The sequence below is a fragment of the Paraburkholderia fungorum genome (assembly GCF_046027215.1).
Taxonomy (GTDB): domain Bacteria; phylum Pseudomonadota; class Gammaproteobacteria; order Burkholderiales; family Burkholderiaceae; genus Paraburkholderia; species Paraburkholderia fungorum_D.
This window is the reverse complement of record NZ_JAQQEN010000001.1, coordinates 3649681-3666733: the sequence shown is the minus strand read 5'-3', so window position 1 is coordinate 3666733 and position 17053 is coordinate 3649681. Positions and strand designations below refer to the sequence as shown.

16 protein-coding genes are annotated in these 17053 nt (G+C 65.4%); 15 read left to right on the top strand and 1 reads right to left on the bottom strand.

Annotated elements, in window-relative coordinates; genetic code table 11:
- The first annotated feature begins 3 nt into the window (after positions 1–3).
- The 14 genes from PQR27_RS16310 to PQR27_RS16245 are packed head-to-tail and all read left to right on the top strand — an operon-like array spanning position 4 to position 14847.
- The gene (locus PQR27_RS16310) at positions 4–255 is read left to right on the top strand and encodes an acyl carrier protein (RefSeq protein WP_408524618.1); all 252 of its coding nucleotides are present in this window, start codon (positions 4–6) and stop codon (positions 253–255) included.
- Positions 255–917, top strand: a complete 663-nt coding sequence (locus tag PQR27_RS16305) for a COG4648 family protein (RefSeq protein WP_408524617.1) — start codon at positions 255–257, stop codon at positions 915–917. Before PQR27_RS16310 ends, PQR27_RS16305 begins: the two co-directional genes overlap by 1 nt.
- The gene (locus PQR27_RS16300) at positions 914–2620 is read left to right on the top strand and encodes an ApeI family dehydratase (RefSeq protein WP_408524616.1); all 1707 of its coding nucleotides are present in this window, start codon (positions 914–916) and stop codon (positions 2618–2620) included. The genes PQR27_RS16305 and PQR27_RS16300 overlap by 4 nt, the downstream gene beginning before the upstream one ends.
- Positions 2620–4356, top strand: a complete 1737-nt coding sequence (locus tag PQR27_RS16295; protein ID WP_408524615.1) for a glycosyltransferase family 2 protein — start codon at positions 2620–2622, stop codon at positions 4354–4356. The genes PQR27_RS16300 and PQR27_RS16295 overlap by 1 nt, the downstream gene beginning before the upstream one ends.
- Positions 4343–5932 (top strand): HAL/PAL/TAL family ammonia-lyase, encoded by a 1590-nt coding sequence (locus tag PQR27_RS16290; protein WP_408524614.1) that lies wholly within the window; start codon positions 4343–4345, stop codon positions 5930–5932. Before PQR27_RS16295 ends, PQR27_RS16290 begins: the two co-directional genes overlap by 14 nt.
- A complete protein-coding gene (locus PQR27_RS16285) occupies positions 5929–6357 on the top strand; it encodes an acyl-CoA thioesterase (protein ID WP_408524613.1) in 429 nt (142 codons plus the stop codon). Before PQR27_RS16290 ends, PQR27_RS16285 begins: the two co-directional genes overlap by 4 nt.
- Entirely contained in the window at positions 6348–7013 is a 666-nt protein-coding gene (gene apeL, locus PQR27_RS16280) for an ApeL family LolA-like protein (protein ID WP_408524612.1), read from the top strand. The genes PQR27_RS16285 and apeL overlap by 10 nt, the downstream gene beginning before the upstream one ends.
- Positions 7013–9529, top strand: a complete 2517-nt coding sequence (gene apeM / locus PQR27_RS16275) for an ApeM family transporter (RefSeq protein WP_408524611.1) — start codon at positions 7013–7015, stop codon at positions 9527–9529. Before apeL ends, apeM begins: the two co-directional genes overlap by 1 nt.
- Positions 9526–10710 carry a beta-ketoacyl-[acyl-carrier-protein] synthase family protein gene (locus PQR27_RS16270; RefSeq protein WP_408524610.1) on the top strand — a complete coding sequence of 395 codons (1185 nt, stop codon included), beginning with the start codon at positions 9526–9528 and terminating at the stop codon, positions 10708–10710. The genes apeM and PQR27_RS16270 overlap by 4 nt, the downstream gene beginning before the upstream one ends.
- Positions 10711–10718: 8 nt before the next feature.
- Positions 10719–11204, top strand: a complete 486-nt coding sequence (locus PQR27_RS16265) for a hotdog family protein (RefSeq protein WP_408525506.1) — start codon at positions 10719–10721, stop codon at positions 11202–11204.
- Positions 11201–11926 carry a 3-ketoacyl-ACP reductase FabG2 gene (locus tag PQR27_RS16260; protein ID WP_408524609.1) on the top strand — a complete coding sequence of 242 codons (726 nt, stop codon included), beginning with the start codon at positions 11201–11203 and terminating at the stop codon, positions 11924–11926. The genes PQR27_RS16265 and PQR27_RS16260 overlap by 4 nt, the downstream gene beginning before the upstream one ends.
- Positions 11926–13152, top strand: coding sequence for a beta-ketoacyl-ACP synthase (locus tag PQR27_RS16255; protein WP_408524608.1), 1227 nt, complete (start codon positions 11926–11928; stop codon positions 13150–13152). The genes PQR27_RS16260 and PQR27_RS16255 overlap by 1 nt, the downstream gene beginning before the upstream one ends.
- Positions 13149–14378: a beta-ketoacyl synthase N-terminal-like domain-containing protein gene (locus tag PQR27_RS16250; protein WP_408524607.1), complete on the top strand. Its 1230-nt coding sequence runs from the start codon at positions 13149–13151 to the stop codon at positions 14376–14378. The genes PQR27_RS16255 and PQR27_RS16250 overlap by 4 nt, the downstream gene beginning before the upstream one ends.
- A 46-nt stretch (positions 14379–14424) precedes the next feature.
- Positions 14425–14847 carry a signal peptidase gene (locus tag PQR27_RS16245; RefSeq protein ID WP_408524606.1) on the top strand — a complete coding sequence of 141 codons (423 nt, stop codon included), beginning with the start codon at positions 14425–14427 and terminating at the stop codon, positions 14845–14847.
- 57 nt (positions 14848–14904) lie between these two features.
- On the opposite strand, the gene PQR27_RS16240 is transcribed toward PQR27_RS16245, so the two are convergent.
- Positions 14905–15633, bottom strand: a complete 729-nt coding sequence (locus PQR27_RS16240; RefSeq protein ID WP_408524605.1) for a class I SAM-dependent methyltransferase — start codon at positions 15631–15633, stop codon at positions 14905–14907.
- 108 nt (positions 15634–15741) lie between these two features.
- Here PQR27_RS16240 and PQR27_RS16235 point away from each other — a divergent pair, with 108 nt between their 5' ends.
- Positions 15742–16986: an NAD(P)/FAD-dependent oxidoreductase gene (locus PQR27_RS16235; RefSeq protein WP_408524604.1), complete on the top strand. Its 1245-nt coding sequence runs from the start codon at positions 15742–15744 to the stop codon at positions 16984–16986.
- Positions 16987–17053 lie beyond the last annotated feature (67 nt).

The window sequence follows — 17053 nt, the reverse complement described above, 5'->3', positions numbered from 1 at the left end:
ATCGTGTCCGAGGCAGAGATTCTTGAGCGCATCCGCGCCATCTTCAAGGAGAACTTCGCGATCGAGCCGGAGCGTGTCACGCCCGAAGCGAACCTGTTCGAAGACCTCGATCTCGACAGCATCGATGCGGTCGACCTCGCCATCAAACTGCAGGAAATGACCGGCCGCCGGATCAAGCCGGAAGAGTTCAAATCGGTGCGCACGGTCGGCGACGTGATCGGTGCGGTCGAATCGTTGCTGGCGGCCCAAGGCTGATGCCATCCGTGCGCCCGCGCATCGAGACGGCAGCCGGCTCGGCCGCCGAAGCGGCGTCGGGCCCCCGGCGTCACTGGGCCCAGGCCGTCGTGCAGGTGTTGTTGAAACTTGCGTATCCCGCGCTGATCCTGTGCGCGTGGCGCTGGGACACGCCGCGCTACGTCGGCGGCATGCTGTTTGCGATTCTGTGGCTGCAACGCTGGGCCGGCAGCGGTCCTGTCGCGACCTCGTTGCGGCGGCTTTCCGCGATCGACTGGACCGTGGTCGGTTTGCTGAGTTGCGCCTCGGCGGCGATCGTCGCGACCAATAGCGAACTGCTGCTGCGTCTCTATCCATCGCTCGTGAACCTGGGACTTCTGATCGCGTTCGGCGCGACGCTCGTGCGCGGGCCGTCGATGATCGAGAAATTCGCGCGGCTCGGCAATCCGAATCTGCCTGCGCCCGCTGTGCGCCACACATGGCGCGTCACGCAGGTATGGTGCGTGTTCTTCGCGCTGAACGGCGCGTTCTCCGCTTACACGGCGCTATTCTGGAGCCGCGCGAGCTGGTCGCTCTATAACGGCGCGATCGCCTATGGGCTGATCGGCGTGCTGCTGGTGGCCGAGGTGATCTGGCGTTATCTGGTGGTACTGCCGCGAGCCGCGCGTGCGGAGGCGGCATGATCGCATTGCACGATCTGCTGTCGGCGGCGCATTGCGACGGCGCCGAGCGTTCACCGGTATGCCGCGACGGCGCCGCCGTGCTCGATCGCGCGGCGTTTCGTGCTCGCGTGTCGGCGCTGATCGCCGTGGTGCAGGCGCAAGCCGCGCAACGCTACGCCTTGTGCATCGACGATCCGTTCGATTTTGCCTGCGCGCTGTTCGCGCTCTTTGCCTGCGGCAAGGAACCGGTGATTCCAGCCAATGCCACGCCCGGCTATCTCGCGGATCTCGCCGATGCCTATGACGCGGTGCTCACCGACGCCGACCTGCTGCCGTTCGTGCAGGACTTCGTACTAGACACTTCGCACGCGCGCAGCGCTTCATACACGATCGATCCGCAAGCCCCGTTGACGCTCTACACGTCGGGCAGCAGCGGCCGTCCCAAGCCCATTCGCAAGTCGCTCGCGCAGTTCAACGCCGAAGTGCACACGCTCGAAAAGCAATGGGGCGCGCTGGTGGGCGACGCGACGACGCTCGCGAGCGTCCCGCATCACCATATCTACGGTTTGCTGTTTCGCGTGCTGTGGCCGCTCGCCGCGGGCCGCGCTTTCGACCGCGCGATCAGCATCGAGCCGCTCCATTTGCAGACGCAGATCGAGCGGTGCGGTGCAACGGTGGTGGTCTCGACGCCCGCGCAACTATCGCGTTGGCCGGCGTTGCCCGGCTTCGCCGCATTGACGCCGGCACCGCGCGCGATCTTTTCGTCCGGTGGGCCGCTCGCGCTGGAAGCCGCACAGGAATACGCCGCCGCCTATGGTGCCGCGCCGCTCGAAATCTATGGCAGCACGGAAACGGGCGGCATTGCGTGGCGGCGCCAGGATCAGACCGATGCATGGCAACCGGTAACGGGCATCGAGGTGCGCTGCGATGAAGACGGCGCGCTGAACGTCCGCTCGCCGCATCTGGATCACACCGGCTGGCATCGAACGGACGACAAAATCGCGTTCGACGAAGACGGCCGCTTCCGTCTGCAAGGCCGCCTCGATCGCGTGCTCAAGCTCGACGGCAAGCGCGTTTCGCTGCCGGAACTCGAAGCGCGTCTCGCGCTGCATCCCTATGTCGCGCTAGCGGCCATCGTGCCGCTGGAAGGCGCCTCGCGCGAACGCGTCGGCGCCGTGATCGCGCTGACCGAGGCGGGCAGTGACGCCCTGCGCGACGAAGGCCGCGTGCTGCTCGCGAAAACCCTGCGCCGTCATCTCGCCGCCTATTTCGATGTGGTGGTGCTGCCGCGCCATTGGCGTTTTCGCGTGACGCTGCCGTTCGACGCACGCGGCAAGCTGCCGGTTGCGGCGGTCGCGGCGGCGTTCGAGCCGCGCCCCGATGGCGTGGAAGTACTTGCCGAAGCGCGCAGCGCCGATACGCTGCACTACGAACTGCGCGTACCGCCCACGCTCGTGCATTTCGCTGGCCACTTTCCCGGCCTGCCGATCCTGCCTGGCGTCGTGCAGGTCGACTGGGCGATGCGGCTGGCGGCCGAACATGTGCCGGCGGTGCGCGCGCTGGCGTCGATAGACAGGCTCAAGTTCACGGCCCCAGTGCCACCGGGCGCAGTGCTGAATCTGACGCTCGCGCACGATGCGGAGCGTCGTCGCGTGCAATTCACGTACCGGCTGAGCGGACGCGAATGCGCGTCCGGTGTGATCGTGTATCGGGAGACGGCGTGATGAGCTTCTCCCCGTGCATCGTCATTCCGATCTACAACCACAAAGACGCGATCGGCGCGACTGTCGCCGGCCTGGCCGTGCATCGGCTGCCGATAGTCGTCGTCGACGACGGCAGTGACGAGCCGACGCAGCAGGTACTCGCCGCGCTTGCGCAACAGTACGCGGGCCAACTGACGCTGCTGCGCCTGCCGGTCAACGGCGGCAAGGGCGCGGCGGTGATGGCGGGTCTACGCGCCGCGCGTGAGGCGGGCTACACGCACGCCTTGCAGATCGACGCCGACGGCCAGCACGACGCCACCGATGTCCCGCGCTTCATCGAGGCCGCACGCGCCGAACCGGGCGCGGTGATCCTTGGCCGCCCCATCTACGACGACAGCGTGCCGAAGGCGCGCCTTTACGGCCGCTATCTGACGCACGTGTGGGTGTGGATCGAAACGCTCTCGCTGACAATTCGCGATTCGATGTGCGGCTTTCGGCTATATCCGCTGGCGCTCGCCTGCGACCTGATCGACAGCGTGCAACTGGGCACGCGCATGGATTTCGACATTGAAATTCTCGTGCGCCTCCACTGGCGGCGCGCGGCGTTCCGTTCGATACCGACGCGCGTCACCTATGCCGCCGATGGCGTCTCGCATTTCGACGTGCTGTGGGACAACGTGCGCATCAGCGGTTGCCACACGCGGCTCGTCGCCGGCATGCTGTGCCGTCTGCCGATGCTGCTCGCGCACAAGGTGATGCCGCGCCAGGCGGCAGGCACGGCAGAGGCGGCGGCAGCGGCGGCGGAGCAGGGCGGGCAGGACTGGTGGCGGATCGCCGAGCGCGGCAGTCATGTGGGCATGTCCTTGCTCGCACTCAGTTGCAAGCTGTTCGGCCGGCGCTTTACCGCGCTGTGGCTGCATCCGATCGTCGCGTATTTTCTGCTGACGGGCCGCGCCGCGCGCGAAGCGTCGGGCAATTACTTCAGACATCTGGGCGAAGCCGCGCCGTACGGCGATATACCGCGTCCGGGCTGGTGGTCCGCATATCGTCACATGTTGGCGTTCGCGCAATCGGGCTTCGACAAGCTCGCGGCATGGTCCGGCCGCGTCAACAACGCCGACGTGAAATTCGAAGAGCCGTCGGCCTTCGAGGCGCTCGTGGCGAGCGGCAAGGGCGCGCTCGTGATCGGCGCGCATCTCGGCAATCTCGAGATGACCCGCGCGCTTGCCGCGCGAGGCGCATACGCGAAAGTCACGGCGGTCGTCTACACCGAACACGCGCGGCGTTTCAACAGCGTGCTGGCGTCCTCGAACAGCGAATTCGCGCGGCATCTGCTCGAAGTCCGCGACTTCGGGCCCGAGACCGCGATGCTGATGCAGGAGCGTGTCGATGCGGGCGAATTGCTGGTCATCGTCGGCGACCGCGTGCCAGCGCACGAAATGGGCCGCACCACTGAAGCGCAATTTCTCGGTTCGACCGCACCGTTTGCGCAAGGTCCCTACGTGCTCGCGCATGCGTTGGGTTGCCCGGTCTATCTGTTCTTCTGTCTGAAAGAGCGCGACGGTTATCGTCTTTATTTCGAGCCGTTCGCCGAACGCATCGAGTTGCCGCGCCGCGAACGCGCGCAGCATCTGGCTGCGTGGGCGCAGCGCTACGCCACGCGCCTCGAACACTATTGCCGCAAGGCGCCCTATCAATGGTTCAATTTTTTCGATTTCTGGGCCAGCCCCAAACGAGGCGTAAATGGCCGAACATGATCTGATCGACTCGCCGAAGCCGGCTGCACACGCCGCAGCAGTTGTTTTCGGCGCTCGCAAGCTGACGATCGAAGAGGTCGTCGCCATTGCGCAGCATCGCGTGCCGGTTGCGCTGAGCGCCGATCCGGCGTGGCGCGCGCGCATCGAGCGTGGCGCCGAATTCCTGCGCCGCCATCTGGCGTCGGGCGCGACCGTGTACGGCGTCAACACCGGTTATGGCGACGCCTGCGTGATCGATGTGCCGATGGAACTGGTCGAGGCATTGCCGTTGCAACTGACGCGCTATCACGGTTGCGGCATGGGCCAGTATCTCGACGACGCGCAAACGCTCGCGGTGATCGCCGCCCGGCTCAATTCCCTGGCCTACGGTTTCTCCGGCGTGCGTACCGTGTTACTCGAACGCCTTGCCGATCTGATCAACCATCGCGTATTGCCGCGCATTCCGTCGGAAGGCTCGGTTGGCGCGAGCGGCGATCTGACGCCGCTGTCGTATGTGGCGGCTGCGCTGGCTGGCGAGCGCGACGTGGTATTCGAAGGCAGGCTGCGCGATGCGCGCGGCGTATGGAGCGACCTCGGTCACGCACCGCTGACACTTGCGCCGAAAGAAGGTCTCGCGCTGATGAACGGCACCGCCGTGATGACGGGCCTCGCCTGTCTCGCGTTCGCGCGGGCCGATCATCTGACGCGCCTGACCGCGCGCCTCACGGCGCTCTCGACCATCGCGCTCGATGGCCGCGCCGCGCATTTCGACGCGACGCTGTTCGAAGTGAAGCCGCACGTCGGCCAGGCCGAAGCGGCCGCATGGATTCGCGCCGATCTGGCCGGACGCGACGATACGCCAGGGCATCGGCTGCAGGACCGTTATTCGATTCGCTGCGCGCCGCACGTGATCGGCGTGGCGCGCGACGCGTTGTCGTGGGTGCGCCGGGATGTCGAAAACGAACTGAACAGCGCGAACGATAACCCGTTGATCGATCCCGACAACGAACGTGTGCTGCACGGCGGCAACTTCTACGGCGGTCATATCGCATTCGCGATGGATTCGCTCAAGGTCGCGGTTGCCAATCTCGCGGATCTGATGGACCGGCAACTCGCGCTGCTCGTCGATGTGAATTTCAACAACGGCCTGCCGCGCAACCTGTCGGGCGCCGCGCCCGCGCGCGCCGCGATCAATCATGGCTTCAAGGCCGTGCAGATTTCGTCGTCCGCGTGGACGGCCGAGGCACTGAAGAACACCATGCCCGCCAGCGTGTTCTCGCGTTCCACCGAAGCGCACAACCAGGACAAGGTCAGCATGGGCACGATCGCCGCGCGCGACTGTTTGCGGGTGCTGGAATTGACCGAGCAGGTGGCCGCCGCCCATACGCTCGCCACCGTGCAAGCCGCGCGCCTGCGTTTGAAGATCGACAGCGCGACGCCGGTCCCCGCGCCGCTGCAAGCGTTTGTCGATAGCGTCACGGCGCAGTCGCCGTTCGTCGACGAAGACCGCGCGCTGGAAAGCGAGCTGCGCGCCTTGACCGCGCGCATCGCCGCCTGCGATTTGCTGGACGACTATCGCGGAGGCTCGCAAGCATGATTCCACCCCGCAAAGTGCTTACCGCCAGCGCGACGGTCGAAGTGCCGTTTCACGACGTCGATGCAATGAACGTGTGCTGGCACGGCCACTATCTGAAGTACTTCGAGATCGGCCGTGCCGCGCTGTTGCGTGCATTCGACTACGACTACCGCGAGATGCAGGCCTCGGGCTATCTGTGGCCGATCGTCGAAGCGCATCTGAAGTACGTACGCCCAGCCACCTACGGTCAGAAGATCGAAGTGCGCACCCAGCTGCTCGAACACGAAAACCGCCTGAAAATAGGCTATGAAATTGTCGATTGCGCTTCCGGTACCCGCTTGACGAAGGGCTACACAATCCAGGTCGCCGTCGATGCGGCCACCCAGGAACTGCAATTCGTCTCACCGCCAGTCGTATTCGAGAAACTGGAGCGTGTATGGGGATGATGAATCCGCGTGGCGTGGTGGCGAGCGTGTCGTTCGCATTGAGCATGGTCGTGGCCGTGGCGCCGGTCAACGCTGCGGAAAGCGCGGCGTCCGCGGGCAATCCGGCGCTGGTCTCGCAAATCGCCTCGCACCTCGCGCAAGCCAGGGGTGTTCGCGCGCAGTTCACGCAAACGCAAACGCTCGCCGCGATGAAGCAGCCGCTCGTCAGTACCGGCTCGCTGGTGTTCTTCCGCGAGCGCGGCGTGATCTGGCAGATCGACACGCCCTACAAAGCGATGTATGTGATCACCGACGCGGGCGTCACCGAAATGAACGCCAGCGGCCAGCGCGTGACCACTCACGGCGCACAAGGCACTCGCGGCGTCGCGCAGGTTTCGAAGATGATGCGCGCGATGCTCGGTGGCGATCTCTCAGCGCTGTACTCGCAATTCGACGTGCAGGCCGAAGGCAGTGCCGCCCAATGGCGCATGCAACTCACGCCGAATCAGCCGCAGATCGCGCAGTCGATCAAAGGCTTGCAGATGAATGGCGGTGACTATCTGCAAAGCCTGCGCATCACGCTCGCGAACGGCGACATCACCAGGCTCGAGTTCGCGAAGAGCGTGGCCGTAACCGAACCGACGCCTGCCGAGCGCGCGCTGCTCGGAGCGCCGTAATGCACGTGCTGCAGCAGCGGTCCGCGAAACAGGCGTGGGGCATGCGCGCCGCGTGGCTGCTGCTCGCGCTCGTCGCGGCGCTGTATTGCGGCTGGCGTTTCGCGGGACCGTCGCCGTTGCAGACCAATCTGCTCGCCTTGCTGCCCGCGACCGAAGCCGATCCGGTGGCCGAAAAGGCGGTCGATTCGCTGGCGAGCGCGCTGGGCGATCGCACGGTTTTTCTCGTCACCAGCAACGACGAAGCGCACGCGAAAGCGGCGGCGAAACAGCTCGGTGCGTCGTTGCAAAAGAGTGGGGCCTTCGGTTCGGTGACCGCTGAGTTGCCGCCATTCGATCTTTCACAGATCGCCGCGTTGTACATGCCGTATCGCTTCGGCCTGCTTGCGCCTGCCGACCGCGCGGCGCTGGCCGGCGGCGCTGCGAGCGCCATGTTGCACGACGCCCCGCAGGAAACCCCCCGCCCCGCCGGAAGTCCTGGTGCGGGATTGCGGGACTCACTTGCCCAACGCATCTACAGCCCGTTGCGCGGCGGCCTGACCACGCCGCTCGCCGACGATCCATTCGGCTGGCTCGAACACTGGCTCGCGGGCCTGCCGCTTGCCACCTCGAATCTCGAACTCGAAGACAACCTGCTGGTCGCGCATCGCGGCGCGGCCACCAGCGTGCTGATCGTCGCCACGCTGCCAGGCTCAGCCTATGAGTCGAAGACGCAGCATGCGGTGCTGGATGCGCTCGCCCGTGGCGAAACGGCTTTGAAGCAGGCCTTTCCCGACGTATCGGTCGCTCGTACCGGCGCGGTGTTTTATGCGGAATCGGCACGCAGCGCATCCGAGCATGAGGTGCATCTGATCGGCGTCGCGTCGCTGTGCGGGATCGCGCTGCTGATGCTGTGGGTGTTCCGCTCGCCGCGTCTGCTGCTGCTTGGTTTCGTGTCGACCGCGCTCGGCATCGTCTGCGCGCTCGCGGTGACGATGCTCGTGTTCGGCAAGCTGCATCTGTTGACGCTGGTGTTCGGCGCGAGCCTGATCGGCGAAGCGGTCGATTATTCGATTCAGTACTTTGTGGTGTATCTCGGCGCCGGGCGCGATTGGGATTCGCGCCGTGGCGCGCGCGCCGTGCGTCCGGCGTTGACGGTCGCGCTCGCGACCAGCCTGCTCGGCTACGCGATCTTGACCTGGGTGCCGTTTCCCGCGCTCAAGCAGATCGCATGCTTTGCGATCGCCGGTATTACAACGGCGTTCGCATCGGTATTGTGGCTGCTGCCCGCGCTGCTCAGGCATGCGCCGAAGCACAGTCCGCGGCGCCTGTTTGCCGGCGCCGCGCGTCTGCTGACGGTATGGCATCGCACGATCGGCGGCAACCGTGCATGGTTCGTGGCGGCGCTGTTGCTGATCGTCGCGATTCCCGGCTGGCTGCGTCTGACCAGCGACGACGATATCCATCTGCTGATTCAGCGCGATCCGTCGCTGGTTGCACAGGAGGACAAGATACGCGATGCGGTCGGCGTCGATAACAGCGCACAGTTTTTTGTCGTGCGTGGCGAGACGCCGGAAATCGTGCTGCAACGCGCCGAAGCATTGGGTACGAAACTGGACGCGTTGAACGGCACGGCGAACAAGGTCGGCAGCTATCAGTCGGTGGCGCAATTCGTGCCGTCCGCGAAACAGCAAAATGAAGACCGCGCGTTGCTCGCACAGCATGTATTCGACGACCCCGCCGCGTTGCGCGCCACGCTGCTGCAAGCCGGCTTCAAAGACGAAGTCGCCGATACGTGGCTCGCCGCCTATGCAGAGCCGCAGCCGCCGCTAACGGTCGACACGTGGCTTGCCGCGCCGTGGTCGCAACCGTACAGACATCTGTGGCTGGGCGTTGTCGATCCGGGTACCCGAGCCTATGCGTTGGTCGTGATTCCGCAAGGCGTCACGCCGCAGAACGAAGCCGCGCTGATCGCCACCGCGAACGCGCTGCCGGGCGTTGTTTTCGTCGACAAGGCGGCGAGCGTGTCGAAGCTGTTCGGCGCGTATCGTGTCGATAGCGGCTGGTGGCTCGGCGGCGCGCTGACGCTGGTGCTGGTTCTGCTGATGGTGCGGTACGCGAGGCAGGAAGTCCCCGGCCCCGCAGGAAGTCCGCGTGGGGGATGGGTGGACCGTGTACGCGGCGGCGTTGCCGTCACGCTGCCGGTGCTGCTCGCGGTGGCCGTCACGCTGGCGGTGTTCGGCTACGCCGGCGTACCACTGAATCTGTTCAACTGGCTCGCGCTGATGCTGGTGCTCGGCGTGGGTGCAAACTATGCTGTGTTTCTGCGCGAAGGCTGCCTGCGCCAGGACGCCGATCTCGGCGCGGTGTGGACCGGCGTGCTGCTCTCGGCGGCGACCACGCTGCTGTCGTTCGGCATGCTCGGCATGAGCGCGATGCCCGCGCTGAAGAGTTTCGGCGCCACGCTCGCGCTCGGTATCGCCGTGTCGGTGCTGCTCGCGCCCATCGGCATGCCATCGGAATCAAGGAGGCCCGCATGAAGGCGCCATCAGTTTATTTGCACGCGCTCGGCATGATCAATGCGCTCGGCGGCGACCTCGAGGCAATTGTTCCGGCGCTGGCCGCGTGCCGCGCGCCCGGCATGGCGAACGCGCATACGGGGATCGGCGAGGCGTTTGTCGGCGGCGTGTTCGCGCCGCTGGAGCTTGCACCACCGGCCGCGCTCGCGCGGTACGACTGCCGCAACAACCGGCTGCTGCTCGCCGCACTGGCGCAGATCGCGCCGGCCGTCGCAGCAGCGCGTGAACGCTATGGCGCGCACCGGATCGGCGTGGTGCTCGGCACCAGCACGTCGGGCATCGAAGCGGCCGAGGCCGCGTTCGTCTATCAGGCGCAGGCGGGCAATTTGCCGGCCAACTTCAACTACCGGCAGATGGAAATCGGCACGGCCGCACCGTTCGCTGCTGCCGCGCTCGGCGTGCACGGTCCGGCGTACACCATCTCGACCGCGTGTACATCGAGTGCCAAGGCGTTCGTGTCGGCGCGCCGGCTGCTGCAATTGCAACTGTGCGACGCGGTGGTGGTCGGCGGCGTCGATTCGCTGTGCGAGCTGACGGTGCAAGGTTTCGCCTCGCTCGAATCGACCAGCCCGGTGTGCACCAATCCGATGAGCCGCAATCGCTGCGGCATCAATGTCGGCGAAGGTGCGGCCGTGTTCCTGATGAGCCGCGAGGAAGCGGCTGTGCGGCTCGCGGGCGCCGGTGAATCGAGCGACGCGCATCACATTTCCTCGCCCGACCCGCAAGGTGTCGGCGGAGAACTCGCGTTGCGCGCGGCGCTCGCCGATGCGGGCATTGCGCCGTCGGCAATCGGCTATGTGAATCTGCACGCCACCGCGACGCGCAAGAACGACGAGATGGAAGCGAATCTGATGGCGCGTGTTTTCGCCGAAGGCGTGGCGACGAGCGGCACCAAGCCGCTGACCGGTCACCAGCTCGGCGCGGCGGGCGCGACCGAACTCGGCTTCGCGTGGCTGACACTCGCGCGCGAAAACGTGCCTCTGCCGCGTCATCTGTGGGACGGCGAGGCTGATCCCGCGCTGCCGGTGCTGGATCTCGTCGAGTCCGAGCGCTTTCTGCCACGCGGCGCCGCGGCGCAATACGTGATGAGCAATTCGTTTGCTTTCGGCGGCAGCAATGTCAGCCTGATCCTCGCGCGGTGATGGACGCGATGACCCAGACGCTCTCCACCGACGCGCTGCTCCAGCAACCGATCGAAGCGATCCTGCCGCATCGCGACACCATGTTGCTCGTCGACACCATTAGCGCGTTCAGCGACGAGACGCTGAGCGCCCACGCCACCGTGCGCGCCGACGCGTGGTACGCGGACGCCGACGGTGCAATGCCCGCATGGATCGGCATCGAACTGATGGCGCAGGCAATCGCCGCACATGTCGCGTTGCTGGCCATGCGCGCAGGCGGCCGCGCGCGTCCCGGCGTGCTGCTTGGCTCGCGGAGTTACAAGGCGCTCGTGCCCGTGTTCGCAAGCGGTGCGCAATTGCGGATTCACGTGACAGAATTGCTGCGCAGCGAAGCAGGTCACGGCGCCTACGAATGCACGATCCATCACGACGACGTGTGTTGCGCCGAGGCAGTCATCAAGGTATTTCAGCCGCCCGATTTTCAGTCATTCATCGAAGGGAGTTTCAGTTCATGAGCCGGCGTGTTCTCGTTACCGGCGCAAGCCGCGGCATTGGCCGCGCGATTGCGTACAAGTTGGCCGCCGACGGTTTTGCGGTGTCCGTGCATTGCCGCACGGGACGCTCGGAAGCCGAAGCGGTCGCGACGGGCATCGCCGCGCAAGGCGGCACCGCGCGCGTGCTGCAATTCGACGTGCGCGAGCGGGCCGTGTGCCGCGAAGTGCTCGAAGCGGATGTCGCCGCGAATGGGCCCTACTACGGCATCGTGTGCAGCGCGGGCGTGACCCGCGACGCCGCCTTCCCCGCGCTCACTGAAGAAGACTGGGACATCGTGATCGAAACCGGTCTGGATTCGTTCTACAACGTCGTTCATCCGCTGACCATGCCGATGGTGCGCGCAAGGAAGGGCGGGCGCATCGTCACGATCGCTTCGGTGTCCGGCGTGATGGGCAATCGCGGCCAGGTCAACTACAGCGCGGCGAAGGCCGGCCTGATCGGCGCAACCAAGGCGCTCGCCGTCGAACTGGCGACGCGCAATATCACCGTCAATTGCGTGGCACCAGGCCTGATCGAAACCGGCATGCTCGATGAGATGCCGCTCGAACAGGTCCTGAAGACGGTACCCATGAACCGCGTCGGCCAGCCTGCGGAAGTGGCGTCCGTGGTCAGCTTCCTGATGTCGGATGCGGCCTCGTACGTCACGCGTCAGGTGATCGGCGTCAACGGCGGGATGGTGTGATGAAACGTGTGGTCATTACCGGCATGGGTGGCGTGACCGCGTTCGGCGATAGCTGGGACGAAATCGAAGCACGCCTGAAGCGCGGCGTGAACGCGGTGCGGCGCATGCCCGAGTGGGATTACTTCGAGTCGTTGCATACGCGGCTCGCCTGTCCGCTGCCTGGCTTCACGATGCCCGCACACTATCCGCGCAAGAAAACCCGCTCGATGGGACCGGTGTCGATGTATTCGGTGCGCGCGAGCGAACTCGCGCTCGCCGATGCGGGACTCGCCGCCGACGACAGCATCAAGGACGGCCGCATGGGCGTCGCCTACGGTTCGTCGTCCGGCTCGGTGCAACCGATTCGCGCGTTCGGCACGATGCTCGAAACCGGCTCGATGGGTGACGTCACGTCGAACAGCTACGTGCAGATGATGCCGCATACCACCGCGGTCAACGTCAGTCTGTTCTGGGACCTGAAAGGCCGCATCATCCCGACCTCCTGCGCGTGCGCGTCGGGCAGCCAGGCGATCGGCTACGCATATGAAGCGATCCAGATGGGCAAGCAGACCCTGATGCTGGCCGGCGGCGCGGAAGAACTGTCGGGGCCGGCGGTCGCCGTGTTCGATACGCTGTACGCGACCAGCACGCGCAACGACGAAGCGCATCTGACGCCGCGGCCGTTCGATGCCGCGCGCGATGGCCTCGTGGTCGGCGAAGGCGCGGCCACGCTGGTGCTCGAAGAATACGAACACGCAGTGGCGCGCGGCGCGCGGATTCATGCGGAAATCGTCGGCTTCGGCTGCAATTCGGACGGCGCGCACATGACCCAGCCGACTGCCGAAACGATGGCGCTCGCCATGCAGCTTGCTTTGCAAGATGCGCAATTGCCGCCCGAAGCGATCGCCTACGTGAACGCGCACGGCACCTCCACGGATCGCGGCGACATCGCCGAAAGCCATGCCACCGCGCAGACCTTCGGCGAGCGCATGCCGATCAGTTCGCTGAAGAGCTACGTTGGCCATACGCTCGGCGCGTGCGGCGCGCTCGAGGCGTGGTGGACCATCGAGATGATGAAGCGCAACTGGTACGCGCCCACCCTCAATCTGGAGAACGTCGATCCGGCCTGCGCGCCGCTCGATTACATCGTCGGCAGCGGGCGCAGCATCGACGCGGAACACGTGATGAGCAACAACTTCGCGTTCGGCGGCATCAACACCTCGCTGATTTTCAGGCGCGTTCGATGAGCGTGGCGCTGCAACGCGTGGTCGTGACCGGCATGGGAATCGTGTCGTGTCTCGGCAATACGCTCGACGAAGTATCCGCCGCGTTGCGCGCGGGCCGCTCGCGCATCGAGCGGATCGACGCGTGGCGTGAAGGTGGTTTTGCCAGCCAGGTGGCGGGCGTGGCGTCGGTCGCGCACGAGCCGCCCTTCGAGCGCAAGCTCGAGCGCTTCATGGGCGACACGGCGCGCTTTGCGTGCCATGCCGTGCGCAAGGCGATCGACGACGCCGGCCTCGATCCCGCCGCGCTGCGCTCGCCGCGCGCGGGCGCGGTGATTGGATCGGGTGTCGGCACGATGGCGGCTTACGACGCAGCCATGGCAATCGCAAACACACGCGGTGTCGATCGGGTGCCGCCGTACACGGTGCCGCAGGCGATGAGCAGCACGGCGTCGGCGAACGTCGCGCAGGTGTTCGGCATGGAAGGCGTCAGCTATTCGCCGTCGTCTGCCTGCACGACGTCGGCGCTGGCGATCGGTCAGGCGATGCAACTGATCCAGACCGGCCGTCAGCAGATCGTGCTTGCCGGCGGCGCCGAGTCGCTGCACGACAACATGACGCTGATGTTCGACGCGATGGGCGCGTTGTCGCGACGCTTTAACGACACGCCGCAGCAGGCGTCGCGTCCGTACGATACGGCGCGCGACGGCTTCGTGATTGCCTCGGGTGGTGGCGTGCTGCTGCTCGAGTCGCTCGATCACGCGCTGGCGCGCGGCGCGCGCATTTACGCCGAGCTGAGTGGTTTCGGCGACTGCACCGACGCAACCGGCATGGTCTCGCCGCATGCGGCAGGGATCGTGCGCGCGATGCGTGGCGCGTTAGGCGACGCGAACCGGCGCCCGGACTACATCAATACGCACGCACCGTCGACGCCGCTTGGCGACGTCGAGGAACTGCAGGCGCTGCGCGAGCTATTCGGTGACAGCGTCCCGCCGTTTTCGTCGACCAAAGGCATGACCGGGCATCCGCTCGGCGCGTGCGGCGCGCACGAGGCGATCTACACCTTGCTCATGATGCGCGAGGGTTTCATCGCAGGCACAGCGGGCATCGAGACGCCGGAGCCGGGCGTCGCCGGCATGCCGCTCGTGCAAACGACGCGTGACGCGCGCATCGACACCGCGCTGTCGAACGCATTCGGATTCGGCGGCAGTTGCGCGAGCCTGATGTTTCAAGCATGGCGCGACGGTTGAAGCGGCCGTGAATTTAGAAAAACGAAGCACAACGAGGGTAACAAGAATGAAAAAAGCTTTTGTACTGGGCACGTTGGCAGTGGTGGTGCTGACGCAGGCGGGCTGCGCCACGCAGGTGAAGTCGTTGCCGCTCGCGGCGTCCGGCGGTCAGTCGCGGGGCGGCGTGCCGGTGTATTTCGGACAGCAGAATCATCCGGCGGTGAGGAGCCAGTTGGGCGACGTGTCGTACTCCGTGCGGATCGCCAGGAAGGTCGCAAGTCCCGACGAGGCATGCCATGAGGCGCTGGCTGAAGCGGTGCAGAAACTGCGCGCCGCGGCTCATGAACGTAACGCGAATGCCGTGATCGACGTGTCGACGCGTTTTCATAGCACCACGAGCAGTTCGTCGACCGACTTCACGTGCGGCGTAAGCCCGAGCGCCGCCGCAATTGCAGTGAGCGGTCAGCTCGTCGTGCTCGAAACGAACTGAACCCGATCGAAGCCAGAACGCACGGAAAGAACTCGCTAAAGCAACAACAAACCCGATTCAACCGGTTTTGACCGCCGCAACGTTGACCAGCGTTTCACGACGCTTGCCAGGTTGCGGATGGGTCAGGCCGATACGTTCGAGCAGGCCGAAGTCTGCCGCGCGGCTCCACCAGAGATAGGGGAGCGAGACGTTGCGCGGGCTGAAGCTGAAGCCGCCGTGGCGGATCATGGCGAGGTAGCCGTCGGCACTTTTCTGGACCTGCATGGGATGGCGAAACAGCAGGCGGATCACCCACGACTTGATGTACGCGTCGGTCGATTCGGCGAACAGCAGCATGCCGCCCGGTTTGAGCACGCGGCGAAACTCGGCGAGCGCACGCTCCTGCTCGACGAGATGGTGGAAGGTTTGATGGCAGAACACGATGTCGGCGCTGGCATCGGGCAGCGGCAGTTTTGCGCAGTCGCCGTGCAGCAGTTCGATATCCGCGACCTTGTCACGGCAGGCGCTGGCTGCGCGGGCAGCCAGGATCAGCGAAGGCTCGTGAAAGTCGATGCCGACAAGGCGGCGCGGCCTGAACGCATCGGCCAGCAGGCGAAACGAAATACCTTGCCCGCAACCGGCGTCGACGATCACCGGCTCAACCGGCAACGGCGCATCGATCAGGCGCTTGAGGTCGTTGATCGCGACCCGCAGCACGTGATGTTCCCAGGTATGGGTACGCAGGAACCAGATACCGAAGGCTGTTTCCGGCACGTAGGGCACGCTGGATGTTTCGGATGACGACACGCTGGGCTCCCCGACGGAATGATGTTCTTGCGGCGATATGCGCAATTGTAACGAGAAGTAAGGGTGCAGCGTAATGCTGTTCGGAGCACGCAAACGAATGAGGTCAACGTGAGTACAGATTCGTCAAAGCGCACCACCGTCGACGTGGCGATCATTGGCGCCGGTCCGGCAGGCGCGGTCGCGGCAGCCCTCCTGCGCAAAGCGGGCCGTTCCGTGCTGGTGCTGGAGCGCCAGCATTTTCCGCGTTTTTCGATCGGCGAGAGTCTGCTGCCGCAAAGCATGGCTTACCTCGAAGAGGCCGGCATGCTGCAGGCGGTGGTCGAAGCCGGTTTCCAGTACAAGAACGGCGCGCATTTCGTCTATCGGGACCAGTCGTCGGCATTCGACTTTCGCGACAAGCATTCGCCGGGCTGGGGCACCACCTATCAGGTCGAGCGTGCCCTGTTCGACGATCTGCTGATTCGTTGCGCGGCGGAGCAGGGCGCCGACGTGCGCTTCGGCCACACGGTGCGCGCGATACAGACGGGCGACGCACCGGTACTCGAAGTGAGCGACGAATCCGCCAACGTCTATGAAGTTCAGGCGCGTTTCGTGTTCGACGCGAGCGGTTTCGGCCGGGTACTGCCACGCCTGCTGAACCTCGAAGCGCCGACGCGGATGCCCACGCGTGCCGCGATCTTTACTCACCTGCGCGACGGCATTCCGACTGGCGCAACCGATCGCAACAAGATCTGCGTGGCGACCCACCCGGAGCGCCGCGATGTGTGGTTCTGGATGATTCCGCTGGCCAATGGGCGCTCGTCGGTGGGCTGCGTGGCCGAGGCCAGTTTTCTCGATGTGCCGGAAGCGGACCGCGACGCGAAACTGCGTGAGTTGATCCAGCAGGAGCCGACCCTCAACGCGCTAATCGGCCAGGCGCCGTTCCTGATGCCGGTGCGCCAGATCGGCGGCTACGCAGCGAACGTCGAGCGTCTGCACGGACCGGGTTACGCATTGCTCGGCAACGCGGGTGAGTTCCTCGATCCGGTGTTCTCTTCAGGCGTCACGATCGCGCTGCGCTCGGCCCATCTCGCGGTGCAGACGCTGAACCGCCAACTGGACGGCGAGCAGGTCGACTGGTCGGCGGCTTACGATGTGCCGTTGCGCAAGGGCATCGACACGTTCCGCGCGTTCGTCGAGCGCTGGTACACCGGCGAGTTGCAGGACATCATTTTTTATCCGCAACAGACGCCGTCGATCCGGCGCATGATCAGCTCGGTGCTGGCAGGTTACGCGTGGGATGAATCGAATCCGTATGTGGCCGATCCGGTGCGGCGGTTGAATGCGTTGCATGAGGTTTGTATGCACCATTGAACGTGCAGTTTGGCATCGGCAAATAAAAGGGGCGCTTCGTTTCCGAAGCGCCCCTTTTTTACGCCAT

Bases quoted from the DNA above. Each gene is read 5' to 3' on its own strand.
- PQR27_RS16245 (WP_408524606.1), top strand. From the start codon at position 14,425: ATGAAAAAAGCTTTTGTACTGGGCACGTTGGCAGTGGTGGTGCTGACG.
- apeL (WP_408524612.1), top strand. From the start codon at position 6,348: ATGGGGATGATGAATCCGCGTGGCGTGGTGGCGAGCGTGTCGTTCGCA.
- PQR27_RS16305 (WP_408524617.1), top strand. From the start codon at position 255: ATGCCATCCGTGCGCCCGCGCATCGAGACGGCAGCCGGCTCGGCCGCC.
- PQR27_RS16270 (WP_408524610.1), top strand. From the start codon at position 9,526: ATGAAGGCGCCATCAGTTTATTTGCACGCGCTCGGCATGATCAATGCG.
- PQR27_RS16265 (WP_408525506.1), top strand. From the start codon at position 10,719: ATGACCCAGACGCTCTCCACCGACGCGCTGCTCCAGCAACCGATCGAA.
- PQR27_RS16255 (WP_408524608.1), top strand. From the start codon at position 11,926: ATGAAACGTGTGGTCATTACCGGCATGGGTGGCGTGACCGCGTTCGGC.
- PQR27_RS16295 (WP_408524615.1), top strand. From the start codon at position 2,620: ATGAGCTTCTCCCCGTGCATCGTCATTCCGATCTACAACCACAAAGAC.
- PQR27_RS16290 (WP_408524614.1), top strand. From the start codon at position 4,343: ATGGCCGAACATGATCTGATCGACTCGCCGAAGCCGGCTGCACACGCC.
- PQR27_RS16250 (WP_408524607.1), top strand. From the start codon at position 13,149: ATGAGCGTGGCGCTGCAACGCGTGGTCGTGACCGGCATGGGAATCGTG.
- apeM (WP_408524611.1), top strand. From the start codon at position 7,013: ATGCACGTGCTGCAGCAGCGGTCCGCGAAACAGGCGTGGGGCATGCGC.
- PQR27_RS16285 (WP_408524613.1), top strand. From the start codon at position 5,929: ATGATTCCACCCCGCAAAGTGCTTACCGCCAGCGCGACGGTCGAAGTG.
- PQR27_RS16300 (WP_408524616.1), top strand. From the start codon at position 914: ATGATCGCATTGCACGATCTGCTGTCGGCGGCGCATTGCGACGGCGCC.
- PQR27_RS16260 (WP_408524609.1), top strand. From the start codon at position 11,201: ATGAGCCGGCGTGTTCTCGTTACCGGCGCAAGCCGCGGCATTGGCCGC.